This window comes from Bradyrhizobium liaoningense, assembly GCF_018130825.1.
Lineage (GTDB): Bacteria > Pseudomonadota > Alphaproteobacteria > Rhizobiales > Xanthobacteraceae > Bradyrhizobium > Bradyrhizobium liaoningense_B.
Window position 1 is genome coordinate 393151 of the sequence record NZ_JAFCJS010000006.1, and the last position, 13412, is coordinate 406562.

Below are 13412 nucleotides of genomic sequence, written 5' to 3' on the forward strand. Positions count from 1 at the left end.
CTCATCATCGCCCGCGATGCCATGCCGGATTCGGTTGCGCATCTTGCGTGCAGGCGCCGCATGACGCGCGGCCCATTCCGCTGCACAAAATAAGCAGGCCTGGGTCCGCCGATTTGCCTCTTGCGCTTCGGCATCCCTCAGAGAATGCTGGCGCACAACAACAGAAAACAACGAGGGAGCGCCAACCGATGTCGCCAGCGCAGTCGAGTCCGGCCGAGGCCGAGGAGTCCTACGACGTTGTCGTCGTCGGCGCAGGCTTTGCCGGCATGTATATGCTGCACCGCCTGCGCGGGCTCGGCTTCTCGGCACGGGTCTACGAGCAGGGCGATGGCGTCGGCGGCACCTGGTACTGGAACCGCTATCCCGGCGCGCGCTGCGATGTCGAGAGCATGCAATATTCCTACTCCTTCTCCGACGAGCTCCAGCAGGAATGGGACTGGAGCGAGCGCTATGCGCCGCAAGCAGAGATTCTGAAATACGCCAACCATGTCGCCGACCGTTTCGATCTGCGCCGCGACATCCAGTTCAACACCAGCGTCGAGCGCGCCGTCTTCGACGAGCAAGCGAAGCGCTGGTCGGTGACTGTCTCCGACGGCAGAACGGTTCAAGCGCAGTTCGTTGTGCTCGCCACCGGCTGCCTCTCGAACGCGCGCAAGCCCGACATCGAAGGCCTCGAAAACTTTGGGGGGGCCGTCTACCACACCGGAAGCTGGCCGCACGAAGACGTCGACTTCACCGGCTTGCGCGTCGGCCTGATCGGCACGGGATCGTCAGGCATCCAGTCGGCGCCCATCATCGCCGAGCAGGCGAAACATCTCACCGTATTCCAGCGCACCGCGAACTTCTCGATTCCGGCCCGTAACGCCGCGCTCACCACGGGGGAACGCGATGCGTTCCGCAAGAGCTATCCGGAGATCCGCCGCTTCGCCCGCGAGGTCGCACGCAACGGCATCTATGCCGAGCAGCCCGACCGCGGTGCGCTCGACGACAGCGACGAGACCAGGCGCGGCAAATACGAGAAGCGTTGGGACCGTGGCGGACTCACCTTCATGTATGTCTACAACAATCTCGGCCTCGACCGAACCGCCAACGACACCGCAGCGGATTTCGTGCGTGGCAAGATCGCCGAGATCGTGAAAGACCCCGCGACCGCAAAGCTGCTCCAGCCGAACAGCCATCCGATCGGCACCAAGCGTATCTGCATCGATACCGACTACTTCAAGACCTTCAATCGGCCGAACGTCTCGCTGGTCGATATCAAGACCAATCCGATTCAAGAGATCACCGCGAATGCGGTTCGCGTCGCGGGGAGGAATCACGAAGTCGACGCGCTGGTGTTGGCGACCGGTTTCGATGCGATGACCGGATCGGTCGCGAAGATCGACATTCACGGCCCGGCCGGGCAAACGTTGAACCAGAAATGGACGGAGGGTCCGAAAACCTATCTCGGCCTGATGAGCGCGGGCTTTCCGAACCTCTTCATCATCACCGGCCCCGGCAGCCCGTCGGTTCTGTCGAACATGATCGTGTCGATCGAGCAGCATGTCGACTGGATCGCCGATTGCCTGATCCACATGCGCAAGCAGGGCCTTGCCGCGATGGAGGCGGGCAGGGATGCCGAGGAGAAATGGGTCGCGCACGTCAACGAGGTCGCCCAGGGCACGCTCTATCCGCAGGCCAATTCCTGGTACATGGGCGCCAACATCCCCGGCAAGCCGCGCATCTTCATGCCCTATATCGGCGGCGTCGGCGCCTACCGCCGGATCTGCGACGAGGTCGCGGCGAAGGGGTATGAAGGCTTCGTGATGGAGGCCGAGGCCCAGCCTCGCAGGGCAATGTCAGGCTAGTTTGCGGATGCCGCGAGAGGCGGCGCAAAGCATCCGAAGAGCGCGTCGGCAGTGATGCCGGCGCGCTCAACATTTCAGCGCATCCAGGAAGCGAAACGTAATTATTCGGTAAGTGACCTCCATTACAACGATTGCGCGTAGACGCGAATGTCTAGCTGGAATGGAGAGTGTGATGGCTTGGTTCAACAACATGTCTGTTGGGCGCAAGCTCCTGCTCACATTTTCGGCAGTCGTGCTGCTGGTCGTCGTGCTCGGCGGCTTCGCGCTGAAATCGCTGTCCGACCTGCAAGGCGCGGCGCGTGAGCTGTCCGGCAACTGGCTCCCCAGCGTCGACAAGGCGAGGGGCCTGCAATACCAGATCGCCCGCATCCGGACCAACCAGCTCTCGGTGCTGATGGCCAAGGAAAGCGATCGCGAGGAGATCCGCCAGACCCTGCGCAAGATCGAGCAGACCGTGACCGACAGCCTCAAATCCTATGAGGCGTTCGTGACCTCGCCGGAGGAGCAGGCCGCGCTCAAGCGTCTCAGCGCCCACTACACCGCCTTCCTGGAATCGGACAAGGCGCTGGATATGCTTGCCACCAATCCCGATGGCGCCAGGGAAGCCTTCTTTGCCGGCAGAAGCCAGTTTCGTGAGCTGCTCGAAGACGCCGACAAGCTCGTGAAGGTCAACACGGATGGCGCCGGCCGTTCCGTCGCCACGGCGGAATGGACCTATGACAATGCGCGCACCGTGATCGTGATCGTGCTGCTGGTGATGATGGCGCTGGCGGCCGCAGCCGGCTTCGTGCTGCGCTCGGCGATCGCCAGGCCGCTGCTCGCGCTCGACAAGGCGATGGGCCGTCTCGCCCAGAACGACACCACGACCGAAGTGCCGGCGACGGAACGGCGCGACGAGGTCGGTGCCATGGCTCGCGCGGTGCTCGTGTTTAGGGAGGGCATGATCGCGGCCGACGAGATGCGCGCGCGCCAGGAGGAGGAGCGGCAGGCCAAGGAGCGGCACGCCGCCTACATCATGGGGCTGGCGCAGGACTTCGATACAGCGGCAAGTTCCGCCATCGGCGGCGTGGCCGATGCGGCGAGCCGCATGCAGGCGACCGCGGGCGGCCTGTCCTCCACCGTCGGCCAGACCGGCGAGCAGGCGATGACGGTGGCCGCGGCCGCGCAGCAGGCCTCGGCCAACGTGCAGACGGTGGCCTCGGCTGCCGAGGAGCTGACCTCGTCGATCCACGAGATTTCCAGGCAGGTCTCGCTGGCCTCCCAGGTCAGCCACAAGGCGGTGGACCAGGCCAACCGCACCAACGACATCGTCGGCGGCCTGCAGCAAGCGGCGCGCCGCATCGGCGAGGTGATCGACCTCATCAACCAGATCGCCAGCCAGACCAACCTTCTGGCGCTGAACGCGACCATCGAGGCGGCACGGGCGGGCGATGCCGGCCGCGGATTTGCCGTTGTCGCCAACGAGGTGAAGAGCCTCGCCGCGCAGACCTCGCGGGCGACCGACGAGATCAGCCAGCAGATCGCCTCGGTGCAGCAGGCGACCGCGCAGGCGGTCGATGCGATCACCGCCATCGGCGGCACCATCCAGGAGATCAGCCAGATCAACACCACGGTCGCCTCGGCGGTGGAAGAGCAGGGCGCGGCGACGCAGGCGATTGCCCGCAGCGCCGAGCAGGCCTCCGCCGGCACCGGAACGGTGACCAAGAACATCGAGGGCGTGAGCCAGTCGGCCCGCTCCGGCGGCGGCGCTGCGCAGGAGATGCTCTCCGCGGCCACCTCGCTGTCACATGAGGCCGACCAGATGCGCTCCCTGGTCCAGGACTTCCTCGGCAAGGTCAAGGCTGCATGACGCCGGCTTGAGGTCCGCGCCGGACGCAGAGCCGGCAGGGCTTGTCATCAGCCATCCCAGGGCTAATTAATGCAGGCGCATCTTTCCGCCGGAGCCCCCGCATGACCGACGCCCCCGCCTACGTGCCGCCCAAAGTCTGGACCTGGAACAAGGAGAATGGCGGGCAGTTCGCCAGCATCAACCGCCCGATCGCCGGCCCCACCCACGACAAGGAACTGCCGGTCGGCAAGCATCCGCTCCAGCTCTATTCGCTGGCGACGCCGAACGGGGTGAAGGTCACGGTGATGCTGGAGGAACTGCTGGCGCTGGGCCACAAGGGGGCCGAATACGATGCCTGGCTGATCAGGATCGGCAATGGCGACCAGTTCGGCAGCGGCTTTGTCGACATCAATCCGAACTCGAAAATCCCCGCGCTGATGGATCGCTCGGGTCCGGAGCCGATCCGGGTGTTCGAGTCCGGCTCGATCCTGTTCTACCTCGCCGAGAAGTTCGGCGCCTTCCTGCCGAAAGATATCAAGTCCCGTACCGAAGCGATGTCCTGGCTGTTCTGGCAGATGGGCAGCGCCCCCTATCTCGGCGGCGGCTTCGGCCATTTTTATGCCTACGCGCCGTTCAAGATCGAATACGCCATCGACCGTTTCGCGATGGAGACCAAGCGCCAGCTCGACGTGCTCGATCGGCGCCTTGCCGACAATGAGTACCTCGCGGGCAAGGAGTACACCATCGCCGACATCGCGGTATGGCCCTGGTACGGCGCGCTCGCCAAGGGGCTGGTCTACGGCGCCGGCGAATTTTTGTCAGTGCAGGACTACAAGAACGTGCAGCGCTGGACCGACCAGATCGCCAAGCGTCCGGCCGTGAAGCGCGGCCGCATGGTCAACCGCGTCTCCGGCGACCCCGCCAGCCAGCTCCACGAGCGCCACGACGCCAGCGATTTCGAGACGAAGACGCAGGACAAGCTCGCGCCCGCGACGTAGGGCGGTTGCTTACCTCTCCCCGCTTGCGGCGAGAGGTCGGAATGCCCCCGGCGATGCGAAGCATCGTCCGGCGCGATCCGGGTGAGGGGTACAGGTCTCACTGCGATCTCAGTCTCGTAGGGTGGGCAAAGCGAAGCGTGCCCACCGACCGGCATCCGTACGCACAAAAGACGTGGGCACGGCGCTCTGTGCCTTTGCCCACCCTACGGCCTACGATTTCTTCACACCCTCCGCGGCCGGAAACACCACGCGGTCATCCGTGCGGCAGTAGCGGTCGGCGAACATGCGGCCGATCGGGTGATAGCGGTCCATGTGCACCCGCATCGCCTTGTCGTCCCAGAGCTCGTCGCGGATGTGGAAGTGGATGCCTTCGCCCATGATCAGCCGGCGATCGTCGTTGACGTCGATCAGCTTCCAGAGCTTGCACTCCATCGCCCAGGGCGCGTCGGCAAGCCGCGGTACGGCGATCTCAGTTGAAGGCGCGAGCCTCAAACCGAGATAATCCGGCTCGCCGATCTCAGGCGGAAAGTCGCCGCTGCTCTCATGCATGGCTTTGGCCAGCGGCTCGTCGGCGATGTTGACCACGAACTCGCCGGTGCGCTGGATGTTGAGGAACGTGTCCTTGTCCTGTCCGTTCGGCTTGCGGTTCGCCGCGAACATGCACAGCGGCGGATCCTCGCAGAAGGCGTTGAAGAAGCTGAACGGCGCAGCGTTGACGACGCCGGTCGGCCCGACCGAGGTCACCCACGCGATCGGCCGCGGCAGGATGAAGGACGTCAGCACCTTGTAGCGCTCGCGTGGCGTCAGCTCGCTGGCGGCGTAGTCCATGAGGGCTCCTGCGGGAGGGAAAGTCTCGTAGGGTGGGCAAAGCGAAGCGTGCCCACCATCTTCTTGCCGGGCCGCAGCTGGTGGGCACGGCGCGCGAAGTGCGCGCCTTTGCCCACCCTACGGCTCTTCCCGAGCGGTAGGAGGCGAAGCCTCACGCCATGCTCAGCTCGTGCCGTCCCACCACCATCCAGTGCACCTCGTCCGGACCGTCGGCGAAGCGCAGGTGGCGGACGTCCTGGTACATCTCGGCGAGCGGGGTCCAGTGCGAGATGCCGGTGGCGCCGTGCATCTGGATCGCCTGGTCGATGATCTTGCAGGCGCGCTCGGGCACCATGGCCTTGACCATGGAGACCCAGACGCGGGCCTCCTTGTTGCCGAGCACGTCCATCGCCTTGGCGGCCTTCAGCACCATCAGCCGCATCGCCTCGATCTCGCAGCGGGCCTGCGCGATGATCTGCATGTTGCCGCCGAGATGGGCGATCTTCTTGCCGAAAGCTTCGCGGGTGAGGCCACGCTGCACCATCAGATCGAGCGCCTTCTCGGCCTTGCCGATGGTGCGCATGCAGTGATGGATGCGGCCGGGACCGAGACGCAGCTGCGAGATCTCGAAGCCGCGGCCTTCGCCGAGCAGCATGTTCGCCTTCGGCACGCGCACATTGTTGAAGCGCATGTGCATGTGGCCGCGCGGGGCGTGGTCCTGGCCGAACACGTACATGGGCCCGAGCACCTCGACGCCGGGCGTGTCGCGCGGCACCAGGATCTGCGACTGCTGCTTGCTCGGCGCCGCATCCGGATTGGTCTTCACCATCACGATGAGGATCTTGCAGCGGGGATCGCCGAGACCGGAGATGTAATACTTCTCGCCGTTGATGACCCATTCGTCGCCGACGAGCTTTGCGGTCGTCGAGATGTTCTTGGCGTCGGAGGAGGCGACGTTCGGCTCGGTCATGACATAGGCCGAGCGGATCTCGCCGTTGAGCAGCGGCTTCAGCCACTTCTCCTTCTGCTCCTTGGTGCCGACGCGCTCCAGCACCTCCATGTTGCCGGTGTCGGGCGCCGAGCAGTTCATGGTCTCGGAGGCCAGCGGGCTCTTGCCGAGCTCGGCGGCGATATAGGCGTAGTCGAGATTCTTCAGGCCCTGGCCGGTCTCGTCGTCGGGCAGGAAGAAGTTCCAGAGGCCTTCCTGCTTGGCCTTGTTCTTGGCCTTCTCCAGCACCTCGAGCTGCTTCGGCGTGAAGCTCCAGCGATCCTCCTTGCCCTCGCCGGCCTTGGCAAACTCGATCGACATCGGCTCGACGGTGTCGCGGATGAATTTCTTGACGTGATCGTAAAGCGGCCGGACCTGGTCCGACATGCGCAGATCGTTGAGCTCGTCGCCCGGATTGAGCGTGTAGTTGGTGGTGCGGGGAATGTAGGTGTGTTTTGTCATTGGTCCTCCCGGGAGCGCTGAGTTCGTGCTGGCCCGAAGAATAGTCGTAGCGACGCCAAAGTGCGAGCGCGTATTTTCTCACGCGGGCTATGCCATGCGATGGAATTTCGCGAGGCGTTTGAAATGTTGTTTGAATGGGACGCGAACTCTATCCCTACGTCGTCCCGGACAAGCGCGCCTTAAGCGCGCGTAGATCCGGGACCCATAACCACAGGCGGCTGTGGTTACGGGGACTCGGAGTTACCTGTTTCGCGCAACAACATCGTTGCGTGGTTGTGGGTCCCGGCCTTCGCCGGGACGACAGACACCGAGGGTGTGACCGGCCTAGTTCGGCATCCGATGCATCGCGCAGATCTTGTTGCCGTCGAGGTCGCGCAAATAGGCGAGATAGAGCTTGTTTCCCGCGCCCTCGCGGATGCCGGGCGGATTTTCGATCGGCGTTCCGCCGGCGGCGACACCGGCGGCGTGCCATTTCTCGACCTGCTCAGGCGAGTTGGCGGCAAAGCCGATGGTGCCGCCGTTCGCGCAGGTCGCGGGCTCACCGTTGATCGGCTTCGAGACCGAGAACACGCCGGTCTTGGTGATATAGAAGATGCGATGGCCGTCGACCCTGGCCGGCCGCACATCGAGGGTGCTCAGCAGCTGGTCGTAGAACGTCTTGGCCTTGTCGAGGTCGTTGGTGCCGATCATGACGTGTGAAAACATTTGCCCTGTCCCCTCGGAGTTTGTAGGCCGGATGGAGCGTAGCGAAATCCGGGTCTTGCTTGCTTCTAGGAATCCCGGATTACGCTTCGCTCCATCCGGGCTACGAAATCAAAACGCGGTGTAGCCGCCGTCGATCACGAACGTATCCGCCGTGTGATACGACGACGCCTTGCTCATCAGGTACACCGCGATGCCGCCGAAATCGGATGCTTCGCCGAAGCGGCGCTGCGGAATCCGCGGCATCACGTTGGCGACGAATTTTTCGTTGGCCATGAGACCTGATGTCATGTCGCTCTTGATCCAGCCGGGCAGGATCGCGTTCGCGGTGACGCCGTGGCGTGCCAGCTCGACGCCGAGCGCGCGCACCAGCGCGTTGATCGCGGCCTTGGTCGCCGCATAATGTTCGTTGCGCGCCGTGCCGAAGATCGAAGCGAGGCTCGAGGTCGCAACCAGCCGGCCGAAGGGATCGCCGGCATTGGCGCGCTCGGTCATGTGCCTGGCCGCCGCCTGGAACGCGTGGAACACGCCGTCGAGATTGGTCGCAAACATCGTGCGCCATTCCTCCTCGGTGCGCTCGATGAAGGAGCGCCGTCCGCCGCCACCGATGCCGGCATTGGCGAAGCAGCCATCGACCCGGCCGAATGTGTCGAGCGTGGCTTTCATCGCGGCGTTGACCGAGGTCGGATCGGTGACGTCGCAGACGCGGGTATCGACCTTGCCTGACAGTCCCGCCATGCTCGCGGCAGCAGCCTTGTTCTTGTCAGCATTGCGGCCCCAGATCGAGACGTTGCAGCCCTGACCGGCGAGCGCCTGTGCGATGCCGAGCCCGATGCCGCCATTGCCGCCAGTGATCACGGCGACGCGTCCGGTGAGGTCGAAAAGGTTCATGGCGCGTTTCCTGTTTTGGGCATAAGGCGCATCAGCCGCTGCGCACAAGATTGCTTGCTAAGCTCCGATCACCATGGACAAGAGCGCGCCAAAAATCAAATATGCGCCCCGGCAAAACTAATTCCGGCCTGCGAAACTGACGCAGGCCGCAACTGACGAGGAAACCCATGCAGTTCAAACACGTCACGCTCGATTTCGATGGCTCGGTCGCGATCCTCAGGCTCGACCATCAGGAGGTGATGAACGCGGTCTCCATGGACATGCTCGGCGGTCTCGCCGAGGCGCTCGACACGATCGAGGAGAAGAAGGACGAGGTCCGCTGCGTCGTGCTGACCGGCGCGGGCCGCGCCTTCTGCACCGGCGCCAATCTGCAGGGCCGCAACAACCAGTCGAAGAAGACCAAGGCCGGCCTGACGCTGGAAACCGGCTTTCATCCCTTCCTGCGTCGCATCCGCAATCTGCACTGCCCCATCATCACCGCGGTCAACGGGCCGGCCGCCGGCGCCGGCATGAGCTTCGCCCTGCTCGGCGACATGATCTTATGCGCGCGTTCCTCTTACTTTCTTCAAGCGTTCCGGCGCATCGGCCTCGTGCCGGATTGCGGCTCGACCTGGCTCTTGCCGCGCCTGATCGGCAAGGCGCGCTCGATCGAATTGTCGCTGATGGGCGAGCGGCTGCCGGCCGAGAAGGCGCTGGAATGGGGCCTCGTCAACCGCGTTTACGATGACGGCGTGCTGATGGAGGAGGCGATGAAGCTCGCGCGCGAGCTCGCCAGCGGTCCGACGGTGGCGCTGTCGCTGATCCGCAAGCTCTACTGGGACAGCCCGGAAAATTCCTTCGAGGACCAGCTCAATCTCGAATTCCAGTGCCAGCTGCGCGCCGGCGATACCCAGGATTTCCGCGAGGGGGTCGGCGCGTTTCTTGAGAAGCGTCCCGCGCAGTTCAAGGGCAAATGATCGAGGCCGAGCTTTCGCGCAGCGTCGCGCGCTGGTACCCGGGCGCGACCGGCGTCACCGGAGCGGCAAAGCTGTCGGGCGGCGCCAGCCAGGAAACCTGGCGCTTCGACATCGTGCATCCCGACGGGCCGATCGGCGCAATCCTGCGCCGCTCGCCGAAGGGGTATGGCGCAGCGCCGACGCGAGCGGCGGGACTTGCCGCCGAGGCGCAGCTGATGCAGCTCGCCTTCGAGGCCGGCGTGCCGTCGCCGCGCGTGATGCATGTGCTGACGGCCGAGGACGATCTCGGCACCGGCTTCATCATGCAGCGCGTCGAGGGCGAGACCATCGCCCGCAAAATTCTTCGCGATGAGGAGTTTGCCGCGGCGCGGCCACTGCTTGCGCGGCAGATCGGCGGCGTGCTTGCGGGCCTGCACAGGCTGCCGCAGGATAAATTGCCCGAGCTGCGCAGCCGGTCCGCGCCCCAGGAGATCTCCGAGTTCGAACGCGATTATCGCAGCCTGGACTGGCCCAAGCCGGTGTTCGAGCTGGCGCTGCGCTGGCTGCGCGACCACGATCCCGGCCCCTCAGTCGAGACCACGCTGGTGCATGGCGATTTCCGCAACGGCAATCTCATCATCGGTGCGGATGGCGTCCGCGCCGTGCTCGACTGGGAGCTCGCCCATCTCGGCGACCCCATGGAGGATCTCGGCTGGGTCTGCGTGAACTCCTGGCGCTTCGGCGAGATCGACAAGCCCGTCGGCGGCTTTGGCTCGCGCGAGGAGCTGTTCGCCGGCTACGAGGCTGCAGGCCGAACAGTTGACCCTGCGCGCGTAAAGTTCTGGGAGGTGATGGGCACGCTGCGCTGGGGCATCATGTGCGGCGGCATGATGCAGCGGTTTCGCGAGGGCCCGGACCATTCCATGGAGCGCGCCATGATCGGCCGCCGCGCCTCCGAAACCGAGATCGATCTGTTGCGGCTTCTGGCGCCGCGCGGGAGCTGACGCATGCAGGACGAACCGACGCCGATCGAGCTGACCAAGTCGGTCGCCGATTTTCTCCGCAACGACATCACGCCGCTGATCTCCGGCCACCAGGCCTTCAAGCTCCGCGTCGCCATCAACATCCTCGATCTCGTCACGCGGCAGCTGACGCAGGAGGAGGGGAGTGATGTGAGTGAGGTGGAGCGCCTGCGCGCGCTGCTCGGCATCGACGGCTCGGTGACGGAGCTCAACCAAGCGCTCGCCGATCGTATCGCGAAGGGCGAGGTCGACCTGGCAACGCCAGGCCTAGCCGAGCACCTGTGGGCGACCACGATGGATAAGCTGGCCGTGGATCAGCCGAACTATGCCTCCTACAAGCGGGAGCTGGGGCGGTAGGCGGCTTCGTAGCCCGGATGGAGCGAAGCGTAATCCGGGAAAATCTCGCGAACCGATGCAGTGGCCCCGGATTGCGCTTCCGCTCCATCCGGGCTACGCCCACTCTCTCCCCGTCATTGCGAGGAGCCCTTGCGACGAAGCAATCCAGACTTTCTCCGCGGAGAGATTCTGGATTGCTTCGCTGCGCTCGCAATGACGATGGAAAGACCGCGTTACTTCCCCATCCATTTCGGCGGCCGCTTCTCCGAGAACGCCTTCGGTCCCTCGATGTAATCCTGCGAGGCCGCCATCGCCTGCACGGCCGGATAGTCGCGCTGCTCCGCGATGGCCTGTTCCAGCGAGACGGCGAGGCCCTTCTGAATGGCCTGCTTGGACGCGCGGATCGACATTGGCGAGTTCTTGCTGATCATCTCCGCCCAGCGCAGCGCGGCCGAAAGCGCTTCGCCCTGTGGCACCACCTCGTTGACGAAGCCGAGTTCAAAACCTTCCTTGGCGCTGACATGGCGCGCGGTGAGGATCATGCCCATGGCGCGCTTCAGCCCGATCTGGCGCGGCAACCGGTGCAGGCCGCCGGCGAGCGCGGCAAGGCCCACGCGCGGCTCCGGTAGCGCGAAGGTCGCGTTCTCCGCGGCGATGATGAGATCGCAGGCGAGCGCGATCTCGAAACCGCCGCCCATCGCGACGCCGTTCACCGCGGCGATGATCGGCTTGTCGCAGTCGAATCGCGCCGTGAGGCCGGCAAAGCCGCCCTTGTCCCAGCCGCGCTTGCCGCCGGCGGCCTGCCACTTCAGATCGTTGCCGGCGCAGAACGCATTGTCGCCGCTGCCTGTGACGACGGCGATCCACTGCTCGGGATCGGCGGAGAAATCGTCGAACACTTTTTGCAGCTCGAAATGCGCATCGGTGTGCAGCGCGTTGTAGACCTCGGGCCGCGACAGCGTGACGATCGTGATCGGCCCCTTGCGTTCCACCTTGGAAAATTTCAGCTCCATCGCGCGCTCCCGCATTTTCTCGTGAAGGAATATTGGCGTCATACTACCGTGCGTTCGCGCCGGAGCACCATCGAATTGCGCGGGCGCGCCTTGCATGGCCGGCACGCCTCGGCTTGCTTGACTCGGCGAGGCTCTTCTCACCTTAATCGTGCGAAGCAAAGACGCGCCTAGCGCCTTAACGCAAAACGATAAAATCAATCCGGGAGAGAACCTGTGGATTTCTCATTGCCTGCCGATCTCGTCGCCTATCTCGGAGAGCTCGACCGTTTCATCGAACGCGAGATCAAGCCGCTGGAGGAGGCCGACGACAACATCCGCTTCTTCGACCATCGCCGCGAATGGGCGCGCACCGATTTCGAGAATGGCGGCCTGCCGCGCCATGAATGGGAAGCGCTGCTGCGCAAGGCCAAGGATCTCGCCGACGCCGCCGGGCATCTGCGCTTTCCGGTGCCGAAGCAATATGGCGGCAAGGACGGCTCCAATCTCTGGATGGCCGTGATCCGCGAGCACTTTGCCGCAAAAGGCCTTGGCCTGCACAACGACCTCCAGAACGAGCATTCCATCGTCGGCAATTTCCCCGTCGTCACCATGCTCGATCGCTACGGCCGCGACGACCAGAAGGCGATGATCGACGGCTCGATCAGGGGGAAGTACCGCATCACCTTTGGCCTGACCGAGCCGCATCACGGCTCCGACGCCACCCACATGGAGACGCGCGCGGTGCCGGCGACCCGCGACAACGTCAAGGGCTGGATCATCAATGGCGAGAAGATGTGGACGACGGGCATGCACGTCGCCACGCACTGCGCGCTGTTCGCGCGCACCAGCGGCAATGACGGCGATGCCCGCGGCATCACCTGCTTCCTGGTGCCGGCCAAGAGCCACGGCGTCAAGGTCGAGGAGTACATGTGGACGTTCAACATGCCGACCGACCATCCCCGCGTCAGCTTCACGGATGTGTTCGTGCCTGAAGATGCGCAGTTCGGCGAGGTCGGCCGCGGACTGTCCTTGGCGCAGTGCTTCGTGCACCAGAACCGCATCCGCCAGGCGGCGAGCTCGCTCGGCGCGGCCGTCTACTGCATCAACGAGAGCGTCAAATACGCACGCGAGCGAAAGCCGTTCGGCAGGGCGCTCGCCGAAAACCAGGCGATCCAGTTCCCGCTGGTCGAGCTCGCCACGCAGGCCGAGATGCTGCGCCTTCTGATCCGCAAGACGGCCTGGGAGATGGATCAGCTCACCGAAGAGCAGATCGAGCGCACGCTCTCCGATCGCGTCTCCATGTGCAACTATTTTGCAAACCGCCTCTGCTGCGAATCCGCCGACCGGGCCATGCAGGTCCACGGCGGCATGGGCTATTCACGCCACAAGCCGTTCGAGCACATCTACCGCCACCACCGCCGCTACCGGATCACCGAGGGCAGCGAGGAGATCCAGATGCGGAAGGTAGCGGGGTTCTTGTTCGGGTATATGGGACCGGGGAAACATTGAGGCTTCCACCGCTATCGTAGGGTGGGCAAAGCGAAGCGTGCCCACCACCTGTTACAAGCGTGAAAGAACGGTGGGCACGGCGCTTTGCGCCTTTG

At 64.5% G+C, this 13412-nt stretch carries 12 protein-coding genes; 7 read left to right on the top strand and 5 right to left on the bottom strand.

The features are described 5' to 3' along the window. Positions 1-188: 188 nt before the first annotated feature. From JQ603_RS26655 to yghU, 3 genes are all read left to right on the top strand, one after another. A complete protein-coding gene (locus tag JQ603_RS26655; protein ID WP_212343646.1) occupies positions 189-1847 on the top strand; it encodes a flavin-containing monooxygenase in 1659 nt (552 codons plus the stop codon). A gap of 172 nt (positions 1848-2019) precedes the next feature. Then, positions 2020-3696, top strand: coding sequence for a methyl-accepting chemotaxis protein (locus JQ603_RS26660; protein WP_212343647.1), 1677 nt, complete (start codon positions 2020-2022; stop codon positions 3694-3696). A gap of 101 nt (positions 3697-3797) precedes the next feature. Beyond that, positions 3798-4673, top strand: a complete 876-nt coding sequence (gene yghU / locus JQ603_RS26665) for a glutathione-dependent disulfide-bond oxidoreductase (protein ID WP_212343648.1) — start codon at positions 3798-3800, stop codon at positions 4671-4673. A 210-nt stretch (positions 4674-4883) separates the two neighbouring features. Here yghU and JQ603_RS26670 read toward each other — a convergent pair whose 3' ends face one another. The 4 genes from JQ603_RS26670 to JQ603_RS26685 all read right to left on the bottom strand — a co-directional run bounded on the left by JQ603_RS26670 (position 4884) and on the right by JQ603_RS26685 (position 8523). After that, complete coding sequence (locus JQ603_RS26670) at positions 4884-5501, bottom strand: flavin reductase family protein (RefSeq protein WP_212343649.1); 618 nt, start codon at positions 5499-5501, stop codon at positions 4884-4886. 151 nt (positions 5502-5652) lie between these two features. Further along, positions 5653-6930: an acyl-CoA dehydrogenase family protein gene (locus tag JQ603_RS26675; RefSeq protein WP_212343650.1), complete on the bottom strand. Its 1278-nt coding sequence runs from the start codon at positions 6928-6930 to the stop codon at positions 5653-5655. A gap of 324 nt (positions 6931-7254) precedes the next feature. Continuing rightward, on the bottom strand, positions 7255-7635 hold the full coding sequence (locus tag JQ603_RS26680) for a VOC family protein (protein ID WP_212343651.1): 381 nt from the start codon (positions 7633-7635) through the stop codon (positions 7255-7257). A gap of 108 nt (positions 7636-7743) precedes the next feature. Continuing rightward, positions 7744-8523 carry an SDR family NAD(P)-dependent oxidoreductase gene (locus JQ603_RS26685; RefSeq protein WP_212343652.1) on the bottom strand — a complete coding sequence of 260 codons (780 nt, stop codon included), beginning with the start codon at positions 8521-8523 and terminating at the stop codon, positions 7744-7746. Positions 8524-8690: 167 nt separating this feature from the next. Between JQ603_RS26685 and JQ603_RS26690 the strand changes: the two genes are divergently transcribed. Genes JQ603_RS26690 through JQ603_RS26700 form a run of 3 tightly spaced genes read left to right on the top strand, consistent with a single transcriptional unit; the run spans position 8691 to position 10837 of the window. Beyond that, positions 8691-9479, top strand: a complete 789-nt coding sequence (locus tag JQ603_RS26690) for an enoyl-CoA hydratase/isomerase (RefSeq protein WP_212343653.1) — start codon at positions 8691-8693, stop codon at positions 9477-9479. Further along, positions 9476-10462 carry a phosphotransferase family protein gene (locus JQ603_RS26695; RefSeq protein ID WP_212343654.1) on the top strand — a complete coding sequence of 329 codons (987 nt, stop codon included), beginning with the start codon at positions 9476-9478 and terminating at the stop codon, positions 10460-10462. The genes JQ603_RS26690 and JQ603_RS26695 overlap by 4 nt, the downstream gene beginning before the upstream one ends. 3 nt (positions 10463-10465) lie before the next feature. Continuing rightward, a complete protein-coding gene (locus JQ603_RS26700) occupies positions 10466-10837 on the top strand; it encodes a DUF6285 domain-containing protein (RefSeq protein ID WP_212343655.1) in 372 nt (123 codons plus the stop codon). A 212-nt stretch (positions 10838-11049) separates the two neighbouring features. Here JQ603_RS26700 and JQ603_RS26705 read toward each other — a convergent pair whose 3' ends face one another. Continuing rightward, positions 11050-11829: an enoyl-CoA hydratase-related protein gene (locus JQ603_RS26705; protein WP_212343656.1), complete on the bottom strand. Its 780-nt coding sequence runs from the start codon at positions 11827-11829 to the stop codon at positions 11050-11052. Between the two features lie 213 nt (positions 11830-12042). On the opposite strand from JQ603_RS26705, the gene JQ603_RS26710 reads away from it, so the two are divergent. Next, positions 12043-13317, top strand: coding sequence for an acyl-CoA dehydrogenase family protein (locus JQ603_RS26710; protein ID WP_018648065.1), 1275 nt, complete (start codon positions 12043-12045; stop codon positions 13315-13317). Positions 13318-13412: the final 95 nt, after the last annotated feature.